Source organism: Erwinia wuhanensis, from assembly GCF_030484085.1.
GTDB lineage: Bacteria > Pseudomonadota > Gammaproteobacteria > Enterobacterales > Enterobacteriaceae > Erwinia > Erwinia aeris.
In genome coordinates this window covers 92,007-118,857 of record NZ_JAUJUH010000009.1, presented here as the reverse complement: position 1 = coordinate 118,857, position 26,851 = coordinate 92,007, and the positions used below count along the sequence as shown (strand labels likewise).

Annotated in this window: 23 protein-coding genes; 16 read left to right on the top strand and 7 right to left on the bottom strand. The window is 56.4% G+C overall.

All coding sequences use genetic code 11. From position 1 onward, the window contains the following. Positions 1 to 99: 99 nt before the first annotated feature. On the bottom strand, positions 100 to 693 hold the full coding sequence (locus QZH36_RS19445; RefSeq protein WP_125289910.1) for a YhgN family NAAT transporter: 594 nt from the start codon (positions 691 to 693) through the stop codon (positions 100 to 102). 241 nt (positions 694 to 934) lie between these two features. On the opposite strand from QZH36_RS19445, the gene asd reads away from it, so the two are divergent. Next, complete coding sequence (gene asd / locus QZH36_RS19440; protein ID WP_253457550.1) at positions 935 to 2,044, top strand: aspartate-semialdehyde dehydrogenase; 1,110 nt, start codon at positions 935 to 937, stop codon at positions 2,042 to 2,044. On the opposite strand, the gene QZH36_RS19435 is transcribed toward asd, so the two are convergent. Further along, entirely contained in the window at positions 2,024 to 2,200 is a 177-nt protein-coding gene (locus QZH36_RS19435) for a hypothetical protein (protein ID WP_253457553.1), read from the bottom strand. The genes asd and QZH36_RS19435 overlap by 21 nt on opposite strands. 385 nt (positions 2,201 to 2,585) lie before the next feature. Between QZH36_RS19435 and glgB the strand changes: the two genes are divergently transcribed. The 7 genes from glgB to QZH36_RS19400 all read left to right on the top strand — a co-directional run bounded on the left by glgB (position 2,586) and on the right by QZH36_RS19400 (position 12,831). After that, on the top strand, positions 2,586 to 4,772 hold the full coding sequence (glgB, locus tag QZH36_RS19430) for a 1,4-alpha-glucan branching enzyme (RefSeq protein ID WP_253457556.1): 2,187 nt from the start codon (positions 2,586 to 2,588) through the stop codon (positions 4,770 to 4,772). Next, a complete protein-coding gene (glgX, locus tag QZH36_RS19425; RefSeq protein WP_301730914.1) occupies positions 4,769 to 6,754 on the top strand; it encodes a glycogen debranching protein GlgX in 1,986 nt (661 codons plus the stop codon). Before glgB ends, glgX begins: the two co-directional genes overlap by 4 nt. A 12-nt stretch (positions 6,755 to 6,766) precedes the next feature. Continuing rightward, positions 6,767 to 8,056: a glucose-1-phosphate adenylyltransferase gene (gene glgC, locus QZH36_RS19420; RefSeq protein WP_253457562.1), complete on the top strand. Its 1,290-nt coding sequence runs from the start codon at positions 6,767 to 6,769 to the stop codon at positions 8,054 to 8,056. Positions 8,057 to 8,131: 75 nt separating this feature from the next. Beyond that, positions 8,132 to 9,565 carry a glycogen synthase GlgA gene (gene glgA, locus QZH36_RS19415; RefSeq protein ID WP_125289905.1) on the top strand — a complete coding sequence of 478 codons (1,434 nt, stop codon included), beginning with the start codon at positions 8,132 to 8,134 and terminating at the stop codon, positions 9,563 to 9,565. A gap of 19 nt (positions 9,566 to 9,584) precedes the next feature. Continuing rightward, a complete protein-coding gene (gene glgP / locus QZH36_RS19410; RefSeq protein ID WP_301730913.1) occupies positions 9,585 to 12,032 on the top strand; it encodes a glycogen phosphorylase in 2,448 nt (815 codons plus the stop codon). A gap of 210 nt (positions 12,033 to 12,242) precedes the next feature. Further along, entirely contained in the window at positions 12,243 to 12,563 is a 321-nt protein-coding gene (locus tag QZH36_RS19405; RefSeq protein WP_301730912.1) for a type II toxin-antitoxin system RelE/ParE family toxin, read from the top strand. Beyond that, complete coding sequence (locus QZH36_RS19400; RefSeq protein ID WP_301730911.1) at positions 12,553 to 12,831, top strand: helix-turn-helix domain-containing protein; 279 nt, start codon at positions 12,553 to 12,555, stop codon at positions 12,829 to 12,831. The genes QZH36_RS19405 and QZH36_RS19400 overlap by 11 nt, the downstream gene beginning before the upstream one ends. Before the next feature lie 75 nt (positions 12,832 to 12,906). Here QZH36_RS19400 and glpD read toward each other — a convergent pair whose 3' ends face one another. Further along, on the bottom strand, positions 12,907 to 14,415 hold the full coding sequence (glpD, locus tag QZH36_RS19395) for a glycerol-3-phosphate dehydrogenase (protein ID WP_301730910.1): 1,509 nt from the start codon (positions 14,413 to 14,415) through the stop codon (positions 12,907 to 12,909). A 226-nt stretch (positions 14,416 to 14,641) separates the two neighbouring features. Between glpD and glpE the strand changes: the two genes are divergently transcribed. The 6 genes from glpE to QZH36_RS19365 all read left to right on the top strand — a co-directional run bounded on the left by glpE (position 14,642) and on the right by QZH36_RS19365 (position 22,233). Next, a complete protein-coding gene (gene glpE / locus QZH36_RS19390) occupies positions 14,642 to 14,971 on the top strand; it encodes a thiosulfate sulfurtransferase GlpE (protein WP_253457575.1) in 330 nt (109 codons plus the stop codon). 48 nt (positions 14,972 to 15,019) lie between these two features. Beyond that, positions 15,020 to 15,832, top strand: coding sequence for a rhomboid family intramembrane serine protease GlpG (gene glpG / locus QZH36_RS19385; protein WP_253461197.1), 813 nt, complete (start codon positions 15,020 to 15,022; stop codon positions 15,830 to 15,832). Positions 15,833 to 15,851: 19 nt separating this feature from the next. Continuing rightward, on the top strand, positions 15,852 to 16,610 hold the full coding sequence (locus QZH36_RS19380) for a DeoR/GlpR family transcriptional regulator (RefSeq protein ID WP_253457578.1): 759 nt from the start codon (positions 15,852 to 15,854) through the stop codon (positions 16,608 to 16,610). 147 nt (positions 16,611 to 16,757) lie between these two features. Then, a complete protein-coding gene (gene malP, locus QZH36_RS19375) occupies positions 16,758 to 19,178 on the top strand; it encodes a maltodextrin phosphorylase (RefSeq protein ID WP_301730909.1) in 2,421 nt (806 codons plus the stop codon). Beyond that, on the top strand, positions 19,171 to 21,249 hold the full coding sequence (gene malQ, locus QZH36_RS19370) for a 4-alpha-glucanotransferase (RefSeq protein ID WP_301730908.1): 2,079 nt from the start codon (positions 19,171 to 19,173) through the stop codon (positions 21,247 to 21,249). The genes malP and malQ overlap by 8 nt, the downstream gene beginning before the upstream one ends. A gap of 465 nt (positions 21,250 to 21,714) precedes the next feature. Further along, positions 21,715 to 22,233, top strand: coding sequence for a ClbS/DfsB family four-helix bundle protein (locus QZH36_RS19365; RefSeq protein ID WP_253457587.1), 519 nt, complete (start codon positions 21,715 to 21,717; stop codon positions 22,231 to 22,233). Here the strand turns inward: QZH36_RS19365 and QZH36_RS19360 are convergent. The 3 genes from QZH36_RS19360 to gntX form a co-directional block, all read right to left on the bottom strand. Beyond that, on the bottom strand, positions 22,225 to 22,350 hold the full coding sequence (locus tag QZH36_RS19360; protein ID WP_301289650.1) for a hypothetical protein: 126 nt from the start codon (positions 22,348 to 22,350) through the stop codon (positions 22,225 to 22,227). The two genes, QZH36_RS19365 and QZH36_RS19360, sit on opposite strands and share 9 nt — an antisense overlap. Positions 22,351 to 22,565: 215 nt before the next feature. Continuing rightward, the gene (nfuA, locus tag QZH36_RS19355; RefSeq protein ID WP_125289892.1) at positions 22,566 to 23,141 is read right to left on the bottom strand and encodes a Fe-S biogenesis protein NfuA; all 576 of its coding nucleotides are present in this window, start codon (positions 23,139 to 23,141) and stop codon (positions 22,566 to 22,568) included. 59 nt (positions 23,142 to 23,200) lie between these two features. Next, a complete protein-coding gene (gene gntX / locus QZH36_RS19350; RefSeq protein WP_301730907.1) occupies positions 23,201 to 23,881 on the bottom strand; it encodes a DNA utilization protein GntX in 681 nt (226 codons plus the stop codon). 34 nt (positions 23,882 to 23,915) lie between these two features. On the opposite strand from gntX, the gene bioH reads away from it, so the two are divergent. Both bioH and QZH36_RS19340 read left to right on the top strand, forming a co-directional pair. Next, positions 23,916 to 24,692: a pimeloyl-ACP methyl ester esterase BioH gene (bioH, locus tag QZH36_RS19345; protein WP_253457593.1), complete on the top strand. Its 777-nt coding sequence runs from the start codon at positions 23,916 to 23,918 to the stop codon at positions 24,690 to 24,692. 142 nt (positions 24,693 to 24,834) lie between these two features. Further along, on the top strand, positions 24,835 to 25,104 hold the full coding sequence (locus QZH36_RS19340) for a YdgH/BhsA/McbA family protein (protein ID WP_253461199.1): 270 nt from the start codon (positions 24,835 to 24,837) through the stop codon (positions 25,102 to 25,104). Positions 25,105 to 25,122: 18 nt separating this feature from the next. Here QZH36_RS19340 and QZH36_RS19335 read toward each other — a convergent pair whose 3' ends face one another. Further along, the gene (locus QZH36_RS19335; protein ID WP_301730906.1) at positions 25,123 to 26,832 is read right to left on the bottom strand and encodes an alpha-amylase family glycosyl hydrolase; all 1,710 of its coding nucleotides are present in this window, start codon (positions 26,830 to 26,832) and stop codon (positions 25,123 to 25,125) included. Positions 26,833 to 26,851 lie beyond the last annotated feature (19 nt).

Here is a 26,851-nt window from a genome sequence, read left to right as displayed (position 1 = left end):
TACTGTACTACCGAATAACTGATGCCCTGTTCAGGGGGTAAAGGCGCAATGCCGCCCGACAGAAGCGGCAAAACATTTCACATAGTGGTTGTGTCCCAATCAGAGCTTCAGATAAGCGCGGATCCCGTCCAGGAACATCTGTGTGGCCAGCATAATCAGGATCAGGCCCATCAGACGCTCCAGCGCGTTAACGCCTTTTTCGCCCAGCAGCCGTAAAAACAGCCCCGAAAAGAGCAGGATCGCCACCGTAGCGCCCCAGGCGATCAGCAGCGAGCCCGCCAGGTAGCCGATGTTGTTGGGATACTGATGCGACAGCAGCATTAGCGTCGCCAGCAGCGAAGGGCCAGCCACCAGCGGAATGGCCAGCGGCACCAGAAAAGGTTCTTCGCCTGCGGGCAGGCCACTGCTGTTGCTTTCGTGCGAGGGGAAAATCATCTTGATAGCGATCAGAAACAGGATAATGCCGCCGGAAATCGAGACGGTCTCCGTTCGCAGGTTCAGAAACGCGAGAATTTTTTCACCGGCAAACAGGAACAGCAGCATAATCGCCAGCGCGATCAGCATTTCCCTAATCAGCACCGTCCGACGACGTTTCGGCTCCAGATGCTTTAAAACCGACATAAAAATCGGCAAATTGCCCAGCGGATCCATAATAAGCAGCAATAATATGGTCACCGAAATCATCTCTGTCATGGGTTTCTCCTTCTTTCCACCGGGGCTGGTCTTCCGTTATAAGCAGCTCTGCTAAAAAAGCCGCGCTAATCGAATTAATTCACTTGCCACTTTTGCTGCATTTTGTAAGGTGATAGCCATATTTCTTTCTTATCACTTACTCTAACAGGTCAGGCGTTTTTGTCGCAGACAGTTTGCCTTTCGCCAGCGGGCGGCTCAAGGCTACTCGCAGACGGGCAAACCAGCCTGAAACAGGTGCAATATGAAATCAGTAGGCTTAATTGGTTGGCGCGGCATGGTCGGTTCCGTGCTGATGCAGCGGATGACGGAAGAGCGCGACTTTGACGTCATTCGCCCGGTATTTTTCTCCACGTCTCAGCATGGTCAGGCCGCGCCGCAGTTTGGCGGTCAGTCTCCGGGCCTGCTGCAAAATGCGTATGACCTGGACGCGCTGAAGGCGCTGGATATCATTATCACCTGCCAGGGCGGCGACTACACCACCGAGATTTATCCAAAGCTGCGTGCGGCAGGCTGGCAGGGGTACTGGATTGATGCGGCCTCCACGCTGCGTATGCAGGACGACGCGCTGATTATCCTGGATCCGGTCAACCACCACGTTATTCGTCAGGGTCTGGACAAAGGCATTAAAACTTTTGCGGGCGGCAACTGCACCGTCAGTCTGATGCTGATGTCGCTGGGCGGCCTGTTCGCCCAGGATCTGGTGGAGTGGGCGTCAGTGGCGACCTACCAGGCGGCTTCCGGCGGCGGCGCGCGGCATATGCGTGAGCTGCTGGCACAGATGGGAATGCTGCACGACGGCGTGGCGAAAGAGCTGCAAAATCCGGCCTCCGCTATCCTGGATATCGAACGCAAAGTCACCGAGATGAGCCGCAGCGGCGTGCTGCCAACCGATAACTTCGGCGTACCGCTGGCGGGTAGCCTGATCCCGTGGATCGACAAACAGCTGGAAAACGGCCAGAGCCGCGAAGAGTGGAAAGGCCAGGCGGAAACCAACAAGATCCTGCAGCCGGCGCGCACTATTCCGGTCGACGGCCTGTGCGTGCGCGTTGGCGCGCTGCGCTGCCACAGCCAGGCGTTTACGCTGAAGCTGAAAAAGGATGTGCCGCTGGCGGAAATCGAACAGCTGCTGGCTGCCCATAACGAATGGGCTACCGTGGTGCCAAATGACCGTGAGCTGACCCTGCGCGAGCTGACGCCAGCGGCGGTGACCGGCACGCTGAAAACGCCTGTGGGCCGTCTGCGCAAGCTGAATATGGGGCCGGAGTATCTTTCTGCCTTTACCGTTGGCGACCAGCTGCTGTGGGGGGCCGCCGAGCCGCTGCGCCGGATGCTACGACTGCTGGTGGATTAAGACCGCCTCGCCCTGCCAGAACGGCAGGGCGCTTTCACCTGCACGCGGTCGTGCCTGTCGTGCCGCGAAGGTTACTTTTCCATTTTTAATTTCCATATCTTTCCCAACATTAACGATAACAGTTGCGCTGTTTAAACATTCATCAACGGTCAACATGTCGCGATCGGTGAAAGCGGTTAACCGTGCCCCTTAACTGCATTTGTTCCCTGAGGGGAATTTTATCGCTCCGGCTTCCCTGCTTTTCCATGCCGCTTACTAATCTGTGAAAGTTTGATCTGAAAGCAATATTTTTTCTTCATTCGACCCTGGCTTTACTGGCGCCCTGGCTATGCTTAGCTGTATCGCCCGATTACGGGATGTTTGGCGCTGTCTGCCACGTCCGATCACGTTTTGAGTATTCAACAGAAGTTGTCGCACGCTGCGGCGGTTTTTTGCACAGGATGTCAGGCCGTACCCGCCAGCGTGCTTTTGGCTCAATGAAGAGCAGCGCATTCGTTTTTTTCTGAAAAAGGATCGCCTGCCATACATTACAGGTACAGTCATGTCAGAGCTTACGGATCGCCGGTTAATTAATGCGTTAATTTCCGGTCATTATGCTGACCCCTTTTCGCTACTCGGCATGCATCAAACCCCAAAGGGATTGACGGTGCGCGCCCTGTTGCCGGACGCCACCGAAGTTTGGGTAATCGAAACCAATACCGGCCGGAAATGTGCTCAGCTGGAATGTATTGATTCACGGGGATTTTTCGAAGGCGTGATCCCACGCCGCAAAAATATGTTCCGCTACCAGCTGGCCGTCACCTGGCACGGTCAGCAAAACCTGGTGGATGATGCCTATCGCTTTGGGCCGCTGCTGAAAGAGCTGGACAGCTGGCTACTGGCGGAAGGCACCCACTTACGTCCCTATGAGAGCATGGGCGCGCACTCGGACGTGATTGACGGCGTTATCGGCACCCGCTTTTCCGTATGGGCACCTAATGCCCGTCGTGTCTCCGTGGTCGGCGATTTTAACTTCTGGGATGGCCGTCGCCATCCTATGCGGCTGCGTCAGGAGAGTGGCGTCTGGGAGCTGTTTGTGCCCGGCGCCGTGCAGGGGCAGCTTTATAAATATGAAATCATCGATAAAAACGGGCAGCTGCGGCTGAAATCCGACCCGTATGCTTTTGAAGCGCAGATGCGGCCGGACAGCGCCTCGATGATTTGCGGCATTCCGCCTAAAACCACCATGTCGGAAGCGCGCCAGCGGGCCAACGATTTTGACGCGCCCATCTCTATTTATGAGGTGCATCTCGGATCGTGGCGTCGCCATACGGATAACAACTACTGGCTGAGCTACAAAGAGCTGGCCGAGCAGCTGGTGCCTTATGCCAAAGAGATGGGCTTTACCCATCTTGAACTGATGCCGATCAACGAGCATCCGTTTGACGGCAGCTGGGGCTATCAGCCTACCGGCATGTATGCGCCGACCCGTCGTTTCGGCACGCGCGACGAGTTCCGTAACTTTATTGCCGTTGCCCATCAGGCCGGCCTGAACGTGCTGCTGGACTGGGTGCCGGGACATTTTCCTTCCGATGATTTCGGCCTCGCTAAATTTGACGGCACCGAGCTGTATGAGCACGGCGACCCGCGCGAAGGCTTTCATCAGGACTGGAACACGCTGATTTATAACTTTGGCCGTCGTGAAGTCAGCAACTATCTGACCGGCAACGCGCTCTACTGGATCGAACGTTTTGGCATCGACGGCCTGCGCGTGGATGCCGTTGCCTCCATGATCTATCGCGACTACAGCCGGGCGGAAGGCGAATGGATCCCTAACCATTTTGGCGGCCGGGAAAACCTGGAAGCTATCGCTTTCCTGCGCTACACCAACCGCACGCTGGGCAACGCCGCGCCCGGCACCGTGACCGTGGCGGAAGAGTCCACCGATTTTCCGGGCGTCACGCGTCCGTCCGAAACGGGCGGCCTGGGCTTCTGGTACAAGTGGAACCTGGGCTGGATGCACGACACCCTGGACTACATGCAGGTAGATCCGCTCTACCGCAAGCATCACCACAACAATCTGACCTTCGGAATGCTTTACAACTCCACCGAAAATTTCGTGCTACCGCTGTCGCACGATGAAGTGGTGCACGGCAAGCGTTCTATTCTGGATCGGATGCCCGGCGACGTCTGGCAGAAGTTCGCCAATCTGCGCGCCTACTACGGCTGGATGTACGGCTTCCCCGGCAAAAAGCTGCTGTTTATGGGCAATGAGTTCGCGCAGGGCAAAGAGTGGAATCACGATATCAGCCTGGACTGGCATCTGCTGGAGGGCGAGGACAACTGGCACAACGGCGTGCAGCGCCTGGTGCGCGACCTGAACCATACCTACCGCGAGCATCCGCCGCTGTATCAGCTTGATTTTGACCAGATGGGCTTTGAGTGGCTGGTCGTGGATGATTTTGATAACTCGGTGTTTGTTTTTGTGCGCCGCGATCGTGAAGGCAATGAACTGATTGTAGTCAGCAACTTTACGCCTGTTACGCGCTACGACTACCGTTTCGGCGTTACGCAAGCGGGAAGCTGGCAGGAAGTGTTGAATACCGATTCCGCGCATTATCACGGCAGCAATGTCGGTAATCTGGGATCGATTAGCAGCGAGGCTATTCCGAGCCATAACCGCGAACACTCAATCAGTATGACCTTGCCGCCGCTTGCTACGGTGTGGCTGGTCAGGGAGGCCTCATGAGTCAATTGCAGCCCGGTAAATCCACGCCGACAGGCGCGACCTATGACGGCAAGGGCGTAAATTTTACGCTGTTTTCGCAACACGCCGAGCGGGTAGAGCTTTGCCTGTTTGACGAGCGAGGCATTGAAACGCGAATGGAGCTGCCCGCCCGCACCGGCGATATCTGGCACGGCTATCTGCCCGCCGCCAAACCAGGCCAGCTTTATGGCTACCGCGTTCACGGCCCCTGGCAGCCCGAAGCCGGGCATCGCTTCAACCCACACAAGCTGCTGATTGACCCCTGCGCGCGCGAAGTGATCGGTGAAGTTACTGACGATCCTCGTTTTCAGTGCGGCCCACAGGTTTTGGATACCAAAGACAGCGCGGCAGTTGCACCGCGCAGCGTGGTCGTGGCCGATGATTTCGACTGGGAAGACGACAAATCGCCGCGCGTGCCGTGGGGCTCCACCGTTATTTACGAGGCTCACGTACGCGGCCTGACCAAACGCCATCCCGGTATCCCGAAAGAAATCCAGGGCACCTATGCCGCGCTGGGTCATCCGGTGATGATCGACTACTTCAAGCGGCTGGGCATTACCACGCTGGAGCTGCTGCCGGTCGCCTTCTTCGCGCACGAGCCGCGTCTGCTGCGGCTTGGGTTGACCAACTATTGGGGCTACAACCCGCTGGCGCCTTATGCGCTGGATTCCCGCTACGCTTCCGGCGTGAACGGCGTGCATCCGCGTGATGAATTCCAGCAGGCGGTGAAAGCGCTGCATGCGGCAGGCATCGAAGTGGTGCTGGACGTAGTGTTTAACCATACGGCCGAGCTGGATGAAACCGGGCCGATGCTGTCGAAGCGCGGCGTGGATAACAAAAGCTTCTACTGGCTGGACGAGCAGGGCAAGTATGAAAACTGGACCGGCTGCGGCAACACGCTCAACATCAGCCATCCTAACGTGCTGGACTGGACGCTGGAGTGCCTGCGGTACTGGGTTGAGGTTTGCCACGTCGACGGCTTCCGCTTTGACCTGGCGACGGTGCTGGGCCGCACGCCGGAATACCATCCGCACGCCTCTATTTTTGAAGCGATGCAGGAAGATCCGCTGCTCTCCCAATGCAAGCTGATTGCGGAACCCTGGGATATCGGCCCGGACGGCTATCAGGTCGGCAACTTTCCGCCGCCGTTTGCCGAATGGAACGACCAGTACCGCGACACGATGCGGCGCTTCTGGCTGAACGGCGACAGCAGCAATGCTGAGTTCGCCAAACGTTTCGCCGGCTCCAGCGATATCTTTAACCAGCAAGGGCGGCTGCCTTCGGCCAGCATTAACCTGATCACCGCGCACGACGGCTTTACCCTGACCGACCTGGTCTGCTTTAACGAAAAACACAACGAGGCCAACGGCGAAGATAACCGCGACGGTCACAACGGCAACTACAGCTATAACCACGGCGTCGAAGGGCTGAACGCGCCGCTGCTGGTAGCCGAGCACCGTTTGCGCAGCGTACACGGCTTATTGACCACGCTGCTGCTCTCGCAGGGCACGCCGATGCTGCTGGCTGGCGACGAACACGGCCACACTCAGCACGGCAACAACAACGCCTACTGTCAGGATAACGAGCTGACCTGGCTCGACTGGGAAAACAACAACAGCGGACTGTTTACTTTTACTGCTGCCCTGATCCACCTGCGCAAACGCATTCCTGCGCTTCAGGCCGATCGCTGGTGGCAGATTGACGACGGCAACGTGGAATGGCTTGGGCCAGACGGTCAGCCGCTGTCTGCCGACGCCTGGCACCACGGCGAACGCAGGATGCAGATCCGGCTGTCGCAGCATTGGCTGATCGTGATGAACGCCACCGAAGAAGTGTGCGACATCACGCTGCCACCAGGGCGCTGGCACGCCATTCCGCCCTTCGCCGGGGAAAACAACCCCGTTCTGTTAACTGTCTGGCATGGAGCCGCGCACGGTGTGTGCGTGTTCCAGGAACAACCATAACAGGAGTCAGGCATGGCCACTTTAGATAAGAACGACCCTCTGATGTTGGCAAGACAATTGCCGTCGCAAACTGTAGCCCTGATCCTGGCGGGCGGACGCGGCACGCGCCTGAAAGACCTTACCGCCAACCGCGCCAAGCCTGCCGTCCATTTCGGCGGCAAGTTCCGCATTATCGATTTTGCCCTGTCAAACTGCCTGAACTCCGGGATCCGACGGATTGCGGTGATCACCCAGTACCAGTCGCACACGCTGGTGCAGCATATCCAGCGAGGCTGGTCGCTTTTTAACGAGGAGATGAACGAGTTCGTCGACCTGCTCCCTGCCCAGCAGCGCCAGACTACCGAGCACTGGTATCGGGGCACGGCGGATGCCGTGACGCAGAATCTGGATATTATTCGGCGCTATGAAGCGAAATATATCGTGATCCTGGCCGGCGACCATATCTACAAAATGGACTACTCGCGCATGCTGCTGGACCACGTGGAGAACGGCGCGAAATGCACCATTGCCTGCCTGCCGGTGCCGATTGAAGAGGCCAGCGCCTTCGGCGTGATGGCGGTCAACGATCAGAACAAAGTCGTCGATTTCCTGGAGAAACCGGCCGATCCGCCGTCGATGCCGGGTAACGATACCCTGGCGCTGGCGAGCATGGGCATCTATACCTTTAACGCCGACTATCTTTATCAGCTGCTGGAAGACGATCTGAAAATTCCCGAATCGAACCATGACTTCGGCAAAGATATTCTGCCGAAGATCGTAGCGACCGGCGAAGCGCTGGCGCACTCCTTCAGCCTTTCCTGCGTGCAAAGCGATAAAGACGCGCCGCCTTACTGGCGCGATGTCGGCACGCTGGAAGCTTACTGGAAAGCCAATCTCGATCTGGCGTCGGTGACGCCGGAGCTGGATATGTACGACCGTGAATGGCCTATCCGTACCCATATGGAGCCGCTGCCGCCGGCGAAATTCGTGCAGGACAGGTCAGGCAGTCATGGAATGACGATGAATTCACTGGTATCGGGCGGCTGCATTATTTCCGGCTCGGTGGTAGTGAATTCCGTTTTGTTTTCACGCGTAAGAATCAATTCTTTCTGTAATATCGAATCCTCTGTGCTGTCGCCGGATGTGGTAGTGGGGCGCTCCTGTCGCCTGCGCCGCTGCGTTATAGATCGTGCGTGCGTGCTGCCCGAAGGAACGGTAATCGGTGAGAATCCGGATGATGACGCGCGCCGTTTTTACCGCTCGGAAGAAGGCATTGTGCTGGTGACGCGTTCCATGCTGGCGAAGCTGGGCTGGCGCAGTTAACCGCATAAAGTACAAAAATAAAGCACAGGTATTTGATGCGGAGGAACGCGTCAGAACAAGGTAAAGGAGCCGATAATGCAGGTTTTACATGTCTGTTCAGAAATTTTCCCGCTGCTGAAAACGGGCGGGCTTGCTGATGTTGTGGGAGCATTACCGGCGGCGCAAATTGCACAAGGGATTGATACTCGCGTATTGATCCCGGCGTTTCCGGACTTGAAAAAAGGGATACCGGATACCGAAGTGGTCGCCCGACTGCATACTTTTGCCGGCTATGTCGAGCTGCTTTATGGACAGTACGACGGCGTAGGCATCTATCTGATCGACGCGCCGGGACTGTACGATCGCCCCGGCAGTCCGTATCACGATGAATCGCAGTTTGCCTATACGGATAACTATCTCCGTTTTGCGCTGCTGGGCTGGATGGGCTGCGAAATTGCCTGCGGACTGGACACCTTCTGGCGACCGGAAGTGGTTCACGCGCACGACTGGCACGCCGGTCTGACCTGCGCCTATCTGGCCGCCAGAGGCCGTCCGGCAAAATCCGTGTTCACCGTACACAACCTGGCGTATCAGGGGCTGTTTTACGCGCATCATCTGGACGAAATCCAGCTGCCGTGGTCTTTCTTCAATATGCACGGCCTGGAATTTTATGGACAGATCTCCTACCTCAAAGCTGGTCTGTTCTATGCCGATCATATTACGGCGGTCAGCCCGACCTATGCGCGCGAGATCACCCAGCCGGAATTTGGTTACGGTATGGAAGATCTGCTGAAGCAGCGGCAGATGGAAGGGCGGCTGACCGGCATCCTGAACGGCGTGGATCCGCTGATCTGGGATCCGGAGCAGGATCTGCTGCTGACTACGCGTTATAACCGCGACGTGTTAGACGCCAAGCAGGAGAACAAGCGCCAGCTGCAAATTGCGATGGGGCTGAAAATTGACGAAAAAGCCCCGGTGTTTGCCGTGGTCAGCCGCCTGACGAAGCAGAAAGGGCTGGATCTGGTGTTGGAGGCGCTGCCTGGGCTGCTGGAGCAGGGCGGTCAGCTGGTGCTGCTGGGCGCGGGCGACGCGGTGCTGCAACAGGGCTTCCTGGCGGCGGCCGCGGAATATCCGGGTCAGGTTGGCGTGCAGATTGGCTACCACGAAGCCTTTTCGCACCGCATCATGGGCGGCGCCGACGTGATTATGGTGCCGAGTCGCTTTGAGCCTTGCGGGCTGACGCAGCTTTACGGCCTGAAGTACGGCACGCTGCCGCTGGTGCGGCGTACCGGCGGCCTGGCCGATACGGTCAACGACAGCTCGCTGGAGAACCTGGCCGACGGCATTGCCAGCGGTTTCGTCTTTGAAGACAGCAATGCCTGGTCGTTGCTCCGTGCCATTCGCCGCGCCTTTGTGCTCTGGTCGCGCCCTTCGCTGTGGCGTTACGTACAGCGTCAGGCAATGGCAATGGATTTTAGCTGGCAGGTGGCCGCCGTGGCCTACCGCGATCTCTATCAACGTCTGCTGTAAAGAACCCAGGAAAATTGATATGAACGCACCTTTCATCTATACCGCCCCAACGCTCAGCGTCGAGGCACTGAAGCACTCCATCGCCTATAAATTGATGTTCACTATCGGCAAGGATCCTTCCGTTGCCAACAAACATGAATGGCTGAACGCCACGCTGCTGGCGGTGCGGGATCGGATGGTGGAACGCTGGCTGCGTTTTAACCGGGCGCAGCTGTCGCAGGATGTGCGTCAGGTCTATTATCTGTCGATGGAATTCCTGGTAGGCCGCACGCTTTCCAATGCGCTGCTGGCAATGGGTATTTACGAAGACGCGCGCGCCGCGCTGGAAGAAATGGGTTTCGATCTGGAAGATCTGATCGGCGAAGAGAGCGATCCGGGGCTGGGCAATGGCGGTCTGGGCCGCCTGGCCGCCTGCTTCCTGGACTCGCTCGCCACGCTGGGCCTGCCCGGACGCGGCTACGGCATCCGCTACGATTACGGCATGTTTAAACAGAATATCGTTGACGGTCGCCAGGCGGAATCGCCGGATTACTGGCTGGAGTACGGCAACCCGTGGGAGTTCCAGCGCTTTAATACCCGCTACAAAGTCCGCTTCGGCGGACGTATTCAGGTAGAGGGCAGCCGTTCCCGCTGGCTGGAAACGGAAGAAGTGCTGGCGATGGCCTATGATCAGATCATTCCGGGCTTTGATACCGACGCCACCAACACGCTGCGCCTGTGGGGCGCGCAGGCGAGTAACGAAATCAACCTGGGGAAATTTAATCAGGGCGACTACTTTGCGGCGGTGGAAGATAAAAACCACTCGGAAAACGTCTCGCGCGTGCTTTACCCGGATGATTCGACCTACTCCGGGCGCGAGCTGCGTTTACGCCAGGAATATTTTCTGGTGTCGGCCACGGTGCAGGATATTCTTAACCGGCACTGGGTGATGCATCAGACGTTCGATAACCTGGCGGATAAGATTGCCATCCATCTGAATGATACCCATCCGGTGCTGGCTATCCCGGAGCTGATGCGCTTGCTGATCGACGAGCATAAGTTCAGCTGGGACGACGCGTTTGAAGTGACCTGTCAGGTCTTCTCCTACACCAACCATACGCTGATGCAGGAAGCGCTGGAAACCTGGCCGGTAGATATGATCGGCAGGATCCTGCCGCGCCATCTGCAAATTATTTTCGATATCAACGACTACTTCCTGAAAACGATTCAGGATTACTATCCCGATGACTGGGATCTGCAGTCGCGCATCTCGATCATTGATGAGAACAACGGTCGTCAGGTACGGATGGCCTGGCTGGCGGTCGTGGTCAGCCACAAGGTCAACGGCGTGTCCGAACTGCACTCTAACCTGATGGTACAGTCGCTGTTCGCCGACTTTGCCGCGCTGTTCCCTGGCCGCTTCTGCAATAAAACTAACGGCGTGACGCCGCGTCGCTGGGTGGCGCTGGCCAATCCTTCGCTTTCAGAAGTATTGGACGACACCATTGGCCGCAACTGGCGTACCGACTTAAGCCAGCTTGACGAGCTGAAGCAGCATATCGACTATCCTGGCTTTTTGAAAAGGATCAGCGATTCCAAGCTGACCAACAAAAAGCGGCTGGCGGCGCATATCGCCCAGAAAATGGATATCGTTATCGATCCTCACGCATTGTTCGACGTGCAGATCAAGCGTATCCACGAGTACAAACGTCAGCTGCTGAACGTGCTGCATGTGATCACCCGCTACAACCGGATCAAGGCCGATCCGGATGCCGACTGGGTACCGCGCGTGAATATTTTTGCCGGTAAGGCCGCGTCGGCCTACTACATGGCAAAACATATTATTCATTTGATCAACGATGTCGCGCAGGTGATCAACAACGATCCGCAGGTGAAAAATAAGCTGAAGGTCGTGTTTATCCCCAACTACAGCGTCAGCCTGGCCCAGGTCATTATCCCGGCGGCCGACCTTTCCGAGCAGATTTCTCTGGCGGGCACGGAAGCGTCCGGCACCAGCAATATGAAATTTGCCCTGAACGGCGCGCTGACCATCGGGACGCTGGACGGCGCTAACGTCGAGATGCTGGAGCACGTCGGTGAGGAGAATATCTTTATCTTCGGCAACACCACGCCGCAGGTCGAGGAGCTGCGCGCCCAGGGCTATAACGCACGTAAATACTACGAACAGGACGCCGAGCTGCATCAGGCGCTGACGCAGATCGCCACCGGCACCTTCAGCCCACAGGAGCCTGGCCGCTATCGTAATATTTATGATTCGCTGGTGAATCTGGGCGACCACTATCAGCTGCTGGCGGACTATCGCAGCTACGTGGATACGCAGGACAAGGTGGACAAGCTGTACCGCCATCCGGAGGAATGGACGCGCAAAACGCTGCTGAATATCGCCAATATGGGCTACTTCTCGTCGGATCGCACCATTCAGGAATATGCCGATGAGATTTGGGGCATCAAGCCGATCCGTCTCTAAGCTCTGCCGTGACTAAAAGCTTTACCTGAAGACTCGCTGTGCTGTATTTTTATACAGCTCAGCGAGAGTTGGCCTGAAGAAGTTTCTCCCCGTTCTGTCGGAATTCCCTCTGGATCTTCATTTTTCTGACTCCCGCTATGTCTGTAACACGCATCGCACATAGTTGAGCTAAATTAGCTTAAAGGCTATTATTTCTCAGGGAGTGAGAGCATGTTTACCGTTATCTGGCATGACAAGGCGGAAGCGGAGCTGAAAGCGCTACCGATAGCCGTCAGGGTAAAACTGGACAGATTAATTGGGAAGCTGGAAGAGAACCCTCGTCTGTTACGTGAACCTGATACCAGGCCCCTCGGAAAAGGTTTGTACGAGGTCAGAACAATGGGCAGCGACATTGCTCGTGGGCTATGGGTATATCAGGCAGGGAGCAAAATTTATCTGTTGCGCATTTTTATTAAGAAAAAGCAAAAAACACCGCGTGCGGAAACAGACTTAGCCTGGCAGCGTCTGGAGGAGATGAAACGTGAAATATAAAACGCATTCACAGATCCATGAAGAGATGATGGGCGATCCTGAGTACCGTGCGGCCTGGGAAGCGGCGGAAAGAAAAGAGCGCTTACAGGCATTGTTGCTTGAATGGCGTTCCAGAGCCGGGCTAACCAGCGCACAGGTCGCTGAACGCATGGGAATAAAGCCGCCCACCATTTCCAGGATGGAAAAAAATATCACTTCAGCCAGCCTGGAGACGCTTGCGCGCTATGCCAGAGCCTGCGGTATCGATAACGCTACGCTCTACTTCTGATAGCGAACTGAGCCTGACGACAAAAAGGGCGGAAATCAATTCCGCCCTCTGTATTACCGCTTTAGCCGTCAGCCCTTATGAGGCCAGCGATAAAACCGGTTTTTTACCGTGCTGGGCCAGCCATTCACCGACGCGTGCGCGCTCCTGCTCGTTCAGGAACATGCCCATTTTGGTACGGCGCCACAGCGCATCGTCCTGCTCGCGCACCCATTCCTTCTCGACCAGATAACGCAGCTCCGCTTCGTAGAAGTGGTGGCCAAAGCGTTCGCCCAGATCGTCCAGGCTTTTCGCCGGTTTCAGGAACAGCTCGGTGTTGCTGCCGTAGGTACGGGCATAGTGGCGAGCCATCGCTTCGGTAATAAACGGATAGCGGCGACGCAGGCTGGCGGCGTAATCCTCACGCGTGCCGGCGATATCGCCTCCGGGCAGCACGCAGCTGCGCGTCCAGGCCGGGCCGGCTTTCGGATAATACTTAGACAGCTTTTCCATCGCATGCTCAGCCAGCTTGCGGTAGGTGGTCAGCTTGCCGCCGAAGACCGACAGCAGCGGCGCCTTACCGTTATCGTCACGCACGTCCAGCGTGTAGTCGCGGGTGATGGCCTGCGGCGAATCGGATTCGTCATCGCACAGCGGGCGCACGCCGGAATAAGACCAGACGATATCTTCCTTGCTCAGCGTCTTCTTAAAGTGGTTGTTAAACACTTTCAGCAGATACTCGGTCTCTTTCTCGTCGATATGCACGTTTTTCGGATCGCCTTTGTACTCCACGTCGGTGGTACCGATAATGGAAAACTCATCCATCCACGGGATCACAAAAACGATACGGTTGTCTTCGTTTTGCAGGATATAAGCCTGCTTTTGCGTATGCACGCGCGGCACCACGATATGGCTGCCTTTGATCAGGCGAATACCGTAAGGTGATTTCAGCTGGAGGCCGTCGTCAAACAGCTGCTTCACCCAGGGGCCAGCCGCGTTGACCAGGCCTTTAGCCTGCCACGTATGGGTTTTGCCGGTATCGATATCTTCTGCTTCTACCGTCCACAGGTCGTTCTCACGCCAGGCGCGAGTGACGCGGGTGCGGGTACGGACTTCGCCGCCGCGCTTTTCCACTTCCTGTGCGTTGAGCACGACCAGGCGCGCATCGTCTACCCAGCAGTCGGAATATTCGAAACCGCGCGTAATTTCCGGCTTCAGCACCGAGTCTGATTCAAAACGCAACCCTTTGCTGCCCGGCAGGCTGGTGCGTTTGCCCAGATGATCGTACATAAACAGACCCACGCGGATCATCCATGCCGGACGCAGGTGCGGGCGGTGCGGCAGGCGGAAGCGCATCGGGAAAGCGATATGCGGCGCCATTTTCAGCAGCACTTCACGCTCGGCCAGCGCTTCGCTGACCAGGCGGAATTCGTAGTGTTCCAGGTAGCGCAGGCCGCCGTGGATCAGTTTAGAGCTGGCGGAAGAGGTAGCGCAGGCCAAATCTTGCGCTTCCAGCATCAGCACAGACAGGCCGCGTCCTGCAGCATCTGCTGCAATGCCAGCGCCGTTGATACCGCCGCCGATTACGATCAAGTCTTTGGTTTCCACGTCATCTCCTCCGATGTTCGGAATAGTTCTTAAATGTTCGTTTTCGAGCATTATAATAATCGCAAAGCGACACTGATGCCAGCCTTAACCGAATAAAAACATTTATGCGTGATGCAGGTAACAGAATTGTTCACGAAAAAGCCGTATAGCCCTGCATTTCGTTGGGTTATTGTCGGCTTTGTTCGCGATACAATAGCGGCCGCTTGTCATTATTCGAGAATCGATCATGGAACAATTTGAGTGCATCAACGTGCAGCAGGCGCAGGCTTTGCTGACCCAGGACAACGCCCTGCTGGTCGATATCCGCGATCCGCAAAGCTACGCTATCGGACACGCCAGCGGCGCTTTCCACCTGACTAACACCACGCTCAGCACCTTTATCCAGCAGAGCGATCTCTCTGTGCCGGTACTGGTGATGTGCTACCACGGCAACAGCAGCAAGGGCGCGGCGCAGTATCTGCTGACGCAGGGCTTCAAAGCGGCCTACAGTATTGATGGCGGTTTCGACGCCTGGCGCGCCGCTTTTCCACAGCAGGTTGATTCCGCCGCGGACTAACCGCAGACAGGAAACCATTTTTCAGCAACAGGGACTTTACCGGCGATGATGCGCATTACCGATTTTGCCAGCCAGCGCATGGCGCAGGCTTTTGTGGATTATATGGCGACGCGCGGCGTCACGCTGCGGATTGAGCAGGACAGCCGCTACACGCTGTGGCTGGATAACGATGCCCAGCTGGAGCTGGTCGAAAACGAACTTAATCAGTTTATCCGCGACCCGAATCATCCGCGTTATCAGATGGCCAGCTGGCACTCTGGCACCACCAACAGCGGCATTACCTATAGTCATTCCTCGCTGATGGCTAACCTTCGTGAACGCGCCGGGCCGCTGACTTTGATCGTAATGGCGGCCTGTATCATCGTGTTTATCCTGATGCAGATTGTCGGCGACGGCACCGTGCTGAGCTGGCTTTCCTGGCCGGATGTCGATCAGCATTTTCAGCTGTGGCGCTGGTTCAGCCACGCGCTGCTGCATTTTTCACTGGTGCATATCCTCTTTAATTTGCTCTGGTGGTGGTATCTGGGCGGCGCCATAGAAAAACGGCTGGGCAGCGGTAAGCTGTTTGTGATTATGCTAATCTCCGCGCTGCTCAGCGGCTGGATGCAGGCGAAGTTCAGCGGCGTGCTGTTTGGCGGCCTTTCCGGCGTGGTTTACGCGCTGATGGGCTACGCCTGGCTGCGCGGAGAGCGGGATCCCGCCAGCGGTATCTTCCTTGAGCGCGGCCTGATGGCGTTTTCCATCGTCTGGCTGGTGATTGGCTATATGGGCTGGTTCGGCCTGTCGATCGCCAACGCCGCTCACGTTACCGGGCTGCTGACAGGCCTGGCAATGGCCTTTGTAGACACCCGAAAAAAATAACGGGCAACAGGAGAGCTTTGTGAAGCAGACGCAACGACACGACGCCATTATCGATCTGGTTCGTCGTCAGGGCTATGTCAGTACCGAGGAGCTGGTGGATCACTTTACCGTCAGCCCGCAAACCATCCGTCGCGATCTGAACGAGCTGGCGGAGCAGAATAAGATCCAGCGTCATCACGGCGGCGCGGCGCTGCCCTCCAGTTCGGAAAATACCGCCTGGCAGGATCGTAAAATGATGTGGTCGGCGGAAAAAGCGCGCATCGCGCAGCGAGTGGCCAGCCAGATCCCGGACGGCGCTTCGTTATTTATTGATATCGGCACCACGCCGGAAGCCGTTGCGCACGCGCTGCTGAACCATAACAACCTGCGCATTGTCACCAACAATCTTAACGTGGCGATGCTGCTGATGAGCAAGCCCGACTTCAGCCTGATTGTGGCGGGCGGCGAAGTCCGCACGCGTGACGGCGGCATCATGGGCGAGGCGACGCTGGATTATATTTCTCAGTTTCGTCTGGACTACGGCATCCTGGGCATCAGCGGTATTGATATGGACGGCTCGCTGCTGGACTTCGACTATCACGAGGTGCGCACCAAGCGGGCGATTATCGAAAACTCGCGCTGCGTGATGCTGGTGGCCGACCATTCAAAATTTGGCCGTAACGCGATGGTCAACCTGGGCAATATGAGCCTGATTGACTATCTCTTTACGGATGAGGTGCCGCCGCCCGGCGTGTTGAAAACCATCGAGCAGCACGAGGTTCATCTGGAACTGTGCTAAACCCTGCCTGATAGCGAACCAGCCATCGACGCCCTGTCGATGGCTTTTTTAATTTTATCATCAGCCTGCATGAGCATTTTTTACTGTTCAGGTCTTAACTGTATGTGTTCCGCCAGTGTTCCTCTTACTCTTTTAAAAGGAAGCGGTATGTCGCAGCAGAAATTTAATCAGGCTCGTTTCGAGGCGGCGTTGGCCCGCCAGTGGCAGCGCACCGGCCTTTCTTCAGCAGATGAAATGACGTCTCACCAGTGGTGGCAGGCGCTCAGCGGCGCGCTGGCCGAGATGTTGGCCGCTGCCGCGCCCGCAAAGCCGGCAAAGCAGCAGCGCCACGTAAACTATATTTCCATGGAATTTCTGATTGGCAGGCTGACCGGCAACACGCTGCTGAACCTGGGATGGTATGACGAGGTAAAAGCGGCGCTGGCCGCTCACCAGTGCAGCCTGAGCGAGCTGCTGGAGGAAGAGGTCGATCCGGCTCTGGGCAACGGCGGGCTGGGACGGCTGGCCGCCTGTTATCTGGATTCAATGGCGACGGTCGGGCAGTCCGCCACCGGCTACGGGCTGAACTACCAGTACGGCCTGTTTCGCCAGTCCTTTGACGATGGCCGCCAGATCGAGGCGCCGGACGACTGGCATCGCGAGCGTTATCCGTGGTTTCGCCACAATAGCGCGCTGGATGTTAACGTCGGTTTCGGCGGGAAAGTCACCAAAAACAACGAGGGCAGCGTCGACTGGCAGCCCGCTTTTATGCTGCGCGGCGAGGCCTGGGATCTGCCGGTGGTCGGCTACCGCAACGGCGTAACGCAGCCGCTGCGGCTCTGGCAGGCCAGCCACGCGCATCCTTTCGATTTGACGCTGTTTAACGACGGCAAATTTCTTCAGGCGGAGCAGCAGGGCATCGAGGCGGCAAAGCTGACCAAGGTGCTTTATCCCAACGACAACCATCAGGAAGGCAAGCGCCTGCGTCTGATGCAGCAATATTTTCAGTGCGCCTGCTCGGTGGCGGATATTCTGCGCCGCCATCATCTTGCCGGACGCCATCTTGCCGAACTGCCTGACTACGAAGTGATCCAGCTTAACGATACCCATCCCACTATTGCCATTCCGGAGATGCTGCGCGTGCTGCTGGACGAGCACCAGCTGGCGTGGGACGACGCCTGGGCCATCGTCAGTAAAACTTTCGCCTATACCAACCACACGCTGATGCCGGAAGCGCTGGAATGTTGGGATCAGCGGCTGGTGCGGGCGCTGCTGCCGCGCCACTTTATGATTATCAAAGAGATCGACAGGCGCTTTAAAAAGCAGGTCGATAAAGTCTGGCCGGGCGACGAGGCGGTTTGGGCAAAGCTGGCGCTGCTGCATGACAACCAGCTGCGCATGGCGAACCTGTGCGTGGTCAGCTGTTTTGCGGTGAACGGCGTGGCGGCGCTGCATTCGGCGCTGGTGGTTAAGGATCTGTTCCCGGAATACCACCGGCTCTGGCCAACCAAATTCCATAACGTCACCAACGGCATTACGCCGCGCCGCTGGCTTAAGCAATGCAATCCACAGCTGGCGACGCTGCTCGACGACACGCTGAAAGTGGAGTGGGTCAACCATCTGGAGGCGTTACAAGGGCTGGAAGCGTTCGCCGACGATGCGGCTTTCCGCCAGCGCTATCGCCAGATCAAATATGATAATAAGGTGCGGCTGGCGGACTATATTCACCGCGTGACCGGGATCAAAGTCAGTCCCGAAGCGCTGTTCGATGTGCAAATCAAGCGGCTGCACGAATACAAGCGTCAGCATCTTGGGCTGCTGCATATTCTCTCCTGCTACAAAAGGCTGCGTGAAGATCCCGATATGGCGTGGGTGCCGCGCGTCTTTCTGTTCGGTGCTAAAGCCGCGCCGGGCTATTACCTGGCAAAAAATATCATTTATGCCATCAACAAAGTGGCGGAGAAAATCAATAACGATCCGCTTATCGGCGACAAAATGAAGGTCGTGTTTATCCCGGACTATCGCATTACCGCTGCGGAACTGATGATCCCGGCCGCGGATATTTCGGAGCAGATTTCTACGGCGGGCTATGAGGCTTCCGGCACCGGCAATATGAAGCTGGCGCTAAACGGCGCACTGACCGTCGGCACGCTGGACGGCGCCAACGTGGAGATTGCAGAGCAGGTAGGCGAAGAGAACATCTTTATTTTCGGCCACACGGTAGACGAAGTGAAAGCGTTGCGGAAAAAAGGCTACGCGCCACTGAAGCTGCGTAAAAAAGATAAGCATCTCAACGCCATTCTGAAAGAGCTGGAGAACGGCTTCTTCAGCAATGGCGATAAACAAGCCTTTGCGCCGCTGCTTAACAGCCTGGGCGAGGGCGGTGATTACTGGCTGGCGCTGGCCGACTTCGCCAGCTATTGCGAAGCGCAAAAGCGCGCCGAACAGCACTATCTTGACCAGGAAGCCTGGACAAGGATGACCATCCTTAATACCGCGCGTTGCGGCATGTTCAGCTCCGACCGTTCTATTCATGACTATCAGCAGCGTATCTGGCAGGCCAAACGTACAGGGAGCAGCAATGGATAAAAAGAAATTTGAGCAGGCAGCAGCAGCGGCAGGTATCGCCGCCCAATACATCAACGCCAAAGGCGAGCAGGAAGAAATTTCCCCCGACATTCGGCAGCGCCTGCTGGCAGCGATGTCAACCAACCGCAGCAAACCCGGCCCAATCCCGCCGTGCAAGGTTTTCCTGCGCAAGCGGACAATGACGCTGGAAATCGGCGGCAAAGGCAGCTACCAGTGGCAGCTGACCACCGAAAAAGGCCGTGACTATCAGGGCGAGATCAGTGCCGGAGAAGCCCTCACGCTGCCTTCCTCGCTGGCCTATGGCTATCACACGCTGTCCCTGCGTCAGGGGAAAAAAAGCTGGCCGTGCCGGATTATCATTGCGCCGAAACGCTGCTACGAGCCGGAGCCGCTGCGCCAGGGCGAAAGGTTGTGGGGCGCCTGCGTACAGCTTTATACGCTACGCTCCGAACAGAACTGGGGAATTGGCGATTTTGGCGATCTGAAGCAAATGCTGACTGAAATTGCCGAGCGCGGCGGGTCGTTTATCGGCCTCAATCCTGTCCACTCGCTTTATCCTGCCAGCCCGGCAAACGCCAGCCCATATAGCCCCTCTTCGCGGCGCTGGCTCAACGTTCTCTATATCGACGTTAATGCCGTCCCGGAATTTCAGGAAAGCAAAGAAGGCCAGCGCTGGCTGCGCGGTAAGGCCATCCAGAGTCGCCTGCAGCAGGCCAGAGAGGCCGAGTGGGTAGATTATGACACGGTAGGGGAGCTGAAAATGACGGCCCTGCGCTATGCCTGGCAGCGGTTCAGCCAGCGTCAGCAGGATGATGCCAGCCAGGCGCATTTCACCGCCTTTATCGAAAAGGGCGGTGAAAGCCTTTACTGGCAGGCCGCTTTCGACGCGTTGCATGACGCCATGCGGCGCGAAAATAAAGATGCCTGGGGCTGGCCGGTGTGGCCGGAAAATCTGCGGGAAGCACATGGCGAAGCCGTACAGCAATTCTGCCGCGACAACGAGGACGAAGTGCGTTTCTGGCTGTGGCTGCAATGGCTGGCAAACCGACAGTTTGAAGAGTGTTGGCAGGTCAGCCAGCAGCACGCCATGCCGATTGGACTTTATCGCGATTTAGCGGTGGGCGTGGCGGAAGGCGGCGCGGAAACCTGGTGCGATCGCGAACTGTACTGTATGGACGCATCGGTAGGCGCGCCGCCGGATATCCTTGGCCCACTGGGACAGAACTGGGGACTGCCGCCGATGGATCCGCATATCATGACCGCGCGCGGCTACCAGCCTTTTATCGACCTGCTCAGAGCGAACATGATGAGCTGCGGCGCGCTGCGTATCGACCACGTGATGTCGCTGCTGCGCCTGTGGTGGATCCCCTACGGTGAAACCGCCAATTACGGTGCTTATGTCTACTATCCCGTTGACGATCTGATGGCGATCCTGGCGCTGGAAAGCCAGCGTAACCAATGTATGGTGATTGGGGAAGATTTGGGAACGGTGCCCGTCGAGATCGTCTCAAAGCTGCGGCAAAGCGGCATCTACTCCTGGAAAGTGCTCTATTTCGAGCAGGAAAAGCCCGATCGCTATCGCGCGCCGGACAAGTGGGCGCGTCAGGCCATGGCGAGCGCCACCACGCACGACCTGCCGACGCTGCGCGGCTTCTGGAGCGCCGTCGATCTGGAGATGGGCGAGAAGCTGGGTCTGTATCCCGATAAGGTGGTGCTGCGCGGTCTTTATGAAGACAGAGCGCGGCAGAAACAGGCGCTGCTGGAGGCGCTGCATCGCTACGGCTGCGTGCCGAAAGACAGTGGCAAAAAGGCCGCCCTGGTGAAAATGACGCCGCAGCTGAGTCGGGGAATGCACCGTTTTCTTGCCGACACCGACAGCGCACTGCTGGGGCTTCAGCCGGAAGATCTGCTGGATATGGACAAGCCGGTTAACGTGCCGGGCACCACGGATCAGTATCCCAACTGGCGTCGTAAGCTCAGCAAAACGGTGACAGAAACCTTTGCCGACAAGCAGGTCAATCTGCTGCTGAAGGATGTGGACCGGCGGCGCAGGGTTGGGAAGAAAGCGTAGGCGACGGCAGTAAATTACCTCCTTTGCCGTTACGCAAAGGAGGTAAGATTAAAGCTCATGCTTAGCGATAATATAGCCGTTAAATCTTACGCTGTACTCATCGTTATTAACGATCGCAGTGGTATAGAAAGTATTACGCATTGCTACTTCATTTTCATAAATGAACCTACTATTAAATTCCTGGCTTCGTTATCCAGATAGATCCTCCTGTAGTCTTTCACTGAAATCCACCTACCAGAAGATTGCTTTTCTTCTTTAACCGCATACAGTATGACAATATTCTCATCTAATTTGCTATTTTCTGTCATTAATCGGTAATTTTGGCCCGGTGAAAATCTCAGTTCGGCATTACTGTTTTATTGTTTCGTTATGTTTTTATCTGTCAGAGATACAAAATCAGACAAAAGGATAAAGGGAAAAAAGTAATATAAATAAAGGCTATTTTAAAACGAAGAGGGAATTTCCATGAGCGTACCACAAACCCGAACGGCATTATTATCGGCAATTGATAAAAACTTCGCTAAGCTACAACGTTATCTTGAGGTGATTCCTCCAGAACTTACCCTGAGCAAAACGATGGAAGGCCATGCTAAAGGCACCCAGATCAGCGTCTGCGATCTTATTTGTTACCTGCTGGGCTGGAATAACTTAGTGATAAAATGGATCAACCAGGGCGAAAAAGGGCAGCCCGTTGATTTTCCAGAATCCGGCTATAAATGGAATCAGCTGGGCCTGCTGGCGCAAAAGTTTTATCAGGATTACCAGCATCTGGATTACGGAACGTTAATCCTCAACCTCCAGTCCGCTAACAGGAAGATCGTCCAGATGATTGAGAACCGCACCGACGAAGCGCTCTATGGAAAAGCCTGGTACGGGAAATGGACGATGGGAAGGATGATCTCTTTTAACACCTCCTCGCCTTACGCTAATGCCTGTGCACGATTAAGGAAATGGGCTAAAGAAAACGCCGTTCGCTTACAATAGTTTTTCCCGCAGTAGCTGTAGGCCGGTTGCCAGGATTAGCTCGTCAGCCACCCGCTGGATCTCTGCGCGCTCGGCCTCTGAAAATTGAGCTTTCAGGTAATCCTTCAAATCGGTCATTTTTCTTTCCTCTCCATTTTCGGTATCTGGCATAAGGGATAGTTTATACATCCAAACGATCATAAAGAAAATGGCGAGACAGATCTGATAAAACCACGCGACTGGTTGCGATGACAAAGGCGGTTTGGCAGGAATTTTGAACAGTGAATAAAAATGCCAGATCGGGATCTGGCATTCGGGAAAAGGCAACGTTGGCTTTATCGGGCCGCTAACGCTTAGTAGAAAGAGTGTTCGCCACGCTGGTGCTCGGTCAGATCGCGCACGCCTTTCAGCTCGGGGAAGGTCGCCAGCAGCTCTTTCTCGATACCTTCTTTCAGCGTCACATCAACCATTGAACAGCCGTTACAGCCGCCGCCGAACTGCAGGATAGCGAAGCCGTCGTCGGTGATTTCCATCAGCGATACCTTGCCGCCGTGGCTCGCCAGCTGTGGGTTAATGGTGGCCTGGAGCTGATATTCCACGCGCTCGATCAGCGGCGCGTCGTCGCTCACCTTACGCATTTTGGCGTTTGGCGCCTTCAGCGTCAGCTGGGAACCCAGATTATCGGTGACGAAATCAATCTCGGCGTCTTCCAGGTAGGGCGCGCTCAGTTCATCAACGTAGGCGGAGAGCTTCTCGAACTTCAGCTCGGTGTCGGTGGCTTCTACCGCATCGGGTGGGCAGTAAGAAACGCCGCATTCCGCACCGGGCGTACCCGGATTGATAACGAATACGCGAATCTGGGTGCCCTCTTCCTGTTTTGACAGCAGTTTTGCGAAGTGCTCTTGCGCAGAATCAGTAATTCGGATCATGGCGATTGCTCAATAGTTGACTAAATTAGTGGGTTTATTTTACGCTCATCGCCGACGCTCTACAAGGTGCGGCAAAGGCACAGGACCTGTACGCTGGCCGCACCCGCACGCAGCAGGAGCCGGGCGATTTCTTCAACGGTGCTGCCGGTGGTGACGACGTCATCCAGTAAAGCGATATGCCGTCCTTTCACCTCGATTTCAACCTTAAAGGCGCCCCGCAGATTACGCCGTCTGGCGCGGGCCGATAAAAAGTGCTGAACCCGCGTCCTTTTTTTCCGGCTCAGGCCGCCCGGCGCGCAGGGAATGGCAAGCCAGCGCGCCAGATAGCGGGCCATATCGTCCAGCTGATTATAACCACGCCGCCAGGCGCGGCTGCGATGCAGCGGAACGTAGAGCAGCAGATCGGGACGCTGGAGCCTGCCTTCACGACGGGCCGTTAACCAGGTTAGCAAAATCAGGCGCGCCAGCATCACCGATAGTGCTGTTTGCTGCGAAAACTTCAGTTTTTTGACCAGCTCTTTTAGCGGCGGCTGCCAGTCGGCGACGAAAATCAACCGCTGCCACGAGGGCGGATGACGCTGGCAGCGGCCGCACTCCTCATTGGGATAAAAGGTAGATAAGCCACAGCGCGGACAGCAGCAGGGCGGTTTCAGGGCGCGCTGGCAGTAACTGCATATACCGTGATGGGCCAGCGTCAGCGGCATCCGGCATAGCCAACAGGCGGCGGGCATTGTTAGCATAGCGTCCTCCATGACAAAAACAGGATAGTAATAGATGGCTCAGCTTTACTGGCAGACAATCGGCACGGGAGATCGCGATCTTGTGATGCTCCACGGATGGGGACTGAACGCGGGCGTCTGGCAGAACATCATTGCGCGACTCAGCCCGCATTTTCGTCTGCACCTGGTGGATCTGCCCGGTTATGGCCGCAGCGAAGGGTTTCCGGCGATGGGCGTGGAGGAGATGGTGGCGAACCTGCTGCCCTTTGCGCCTGCCCGCGCCGTCTGGCTGGGCTGGTCGTTAGGCGGCCTGGTGGCGAGTTCGCTGGCGTTGCAGCATCCGCAACGCGTCAGCGGGCTGGTCAGCGTGGCTTCTTCCCCCTGTTTTACCGCGCAGGACGACTGGCCGGGCATCAAACCCGAGACGCTAAGCAATTTTCAGCAGCAGCTGAGCGAGGATTTTCAGCGTACCGTCGAGCGCTTCCTGGCGCTGCAAACGCTGGGCACGGAAACGGCCAGGCAGGATGCGCGCCAGCTCAAAAGCGTGGTGCTCTCACTGCCTGCTCCGGAAGTCAGCGTGCTGCAGGGCGGGCTGGAAATTCTGCGCACCGTCGATCTGCGCGAACCGATGCAGGCATTACAGGTGCCACTGCTGCGTATTTACGGCGCGCTGGACGGCCTGGTGCCGCGTAAAATCGCACCGCTGCTGGATGCGCGCTGGCCCGACAGCGAAGCGGTTATCATCGACAAGGCCGCACACGCGCCTTTTATTTCCCATGCCGAAGCGTTCTGCAAGCAACTGATTGATTTTGGATTGAAATTGCCGCGTTAATTTTGTTCAGAAAACTGGCGAATTGCGGGTTACCGATAATAATTATCAGGGGCTGCTGACCGCTTTACCTCTGAGTGGACAGGCTTCCTGTCCAGCATTCTCATCCGGCAGCCGACGACAATAACATTAACCGGGAGTGTCTCTGATGAAATTAAAAACGATGGCCGTTGCCTTTCTGGCGCTGTCCCTGCCTTTTGCCGCGCTGGCGGCGAAAGAGGTGACCCGAGAAGAAGTCAAAACCATGAACCTGGAAAAAATCGGCACGGTGCACACCACGGCGGAAACCACTTCGCCAATGGATGCCAAAGCGGTGCTGTCGAAGCTGGCGGATGAGAAGGGCGGCAAATACTATCTGATTATCGCCGGCCGTGAACACGGTAAATTCAGCGCGACCGCAGACGTTTATAAGTAAGCTTTCGGCAGGCAGAATTCATTCTGCCTGCTGTTTCTCTCCCACATTTTTCAGCCACAGAAAGTGCCACGGCGGCAGCGTCAGCGGATGATTACTGTTAAAAATGCTGTTACCGGCAATATTACGGTAGAGCCGATCGTCCGGCAGCGTCCAGCTAACTTCTTTACCGCTCAGATTATAAATACAGAGCATCTCTTCATGCGTCTGCGCCGATCGACGTCGCAAAATAAACAGTGAGTTATCGCTTTCCAGCACTTCGGCAGGGTTATCGGGATGAAAAGCGGGCTGGCGCGTTCTTAACTGAATCAGCTGGCTCAGCCCATGGTACACCTTATGGCGTAAAGAGTGGGTATCGCTGAGCGCGGCTTCAATCTCGCCGATAGCGTATTTTTCGCGGTTAATGGCCCGGTTGTGGCCCGCTACTTTTACCCCTTCCATATCGTTACGTGAACCCAAAATGCTCTGAATATAAACCGCCGGCACGCCGGGAAAAGCCAGCAGGACCGCATGCGCCAGCATAAAGCGCTGGAAGCGCACCTCGTCGCTGTCCTCTTTTTTATTCAGCGCATCCATATAGGTAACGTTGATCTCATAGGGGCTGCTGGTGCCGTCAGGATTGTTTTTATAGGAGATCAGCGCGCCTTCAAGCGCCAGATCCCTGACCAGCGACACGATTTCGGTTTCCGGCAGGATGCCGCGCAGCGGATTCAGGCCGATGCCGTCGTGCGAGGCCAGAAAGTTAAACCAGGTGGTGGTGCCGTTGCCGACGCCCAGCGAGGCTGCCCACTGCTTGAGCGCGCGTGAGGAGCCATAATGGATAGCGTGCAGCAACAGCGGCGGCAGCGAGAACTGATAGACCATCTGCGCTTCATCGCGCCCGTTGCCGAAGTAGCTGATATTGTCTTTATGCGGCACGTTGGTTTCGGTAATGATCACCGTGCCGGGCGCGACTTCCTCCGCGATAGCGCGGAACAGCTTCACCAGCAGGTGCGTTTTTTCCAGATGGATGCACGAGGTGCCGGGCGTTTTCCACATATAGCCCACCGCATCCAGCCGCACGTAGTCCGCGCCCTTTGCCAGATAGTCGAGCAGCACCCTGACCATGCTCAGCAGCACCTCTGGCCTGGCGAAATTCAGGTCGATCTGATCGGCGCTGAAGGTGGTCCAGATAAAACGGGTTTCGCCGTTTGCCAGCGTAAAAGGCGTCAGCAGCGGCGAGGTTCTGGGCCGCGTTACCGCGCTGAGATCCGTGCCGGGCGGCATACTGATAAAGAAATCGTCCCAGCCGGGATCCTGTGCCAGATAGTGCTTAAACCAGGCGCTGTGGGCAGAAATATGGTTGCAGACGAAATCGAACATCAGCCGCGTATGCTGATGCAGTTCCGCCACGTCTGACCAGTCGCCGCAGATGGTATTGACCCGATGATAGTCAATGACCGAAAAGCCATCGTCGGAGGAGTAGGGGAAAAAAGGCAGAAGATGAACCAGGGTAAAGCACTTGAGATGCTGCTGATAAAAGCGGGAGAAGGTGCGCAGCGTGGGCGCCTCGCGCTCGCGGAACTGATCGGCGTAGGTAATCAGCACCACATCTTTTTCGTCCCAGTGCGCTTTACGCTGGTAGCCGAGTTCTTTTTGCGTCTGCCTGATGGCTTCCGTCAGCTGGTTCAGCGTATCGGCGGGAAAAGCGCCCTCATAGATCTTATCGATTAAGTTATTGATAATTTCCATTTTTATAAAGTGAGCCACC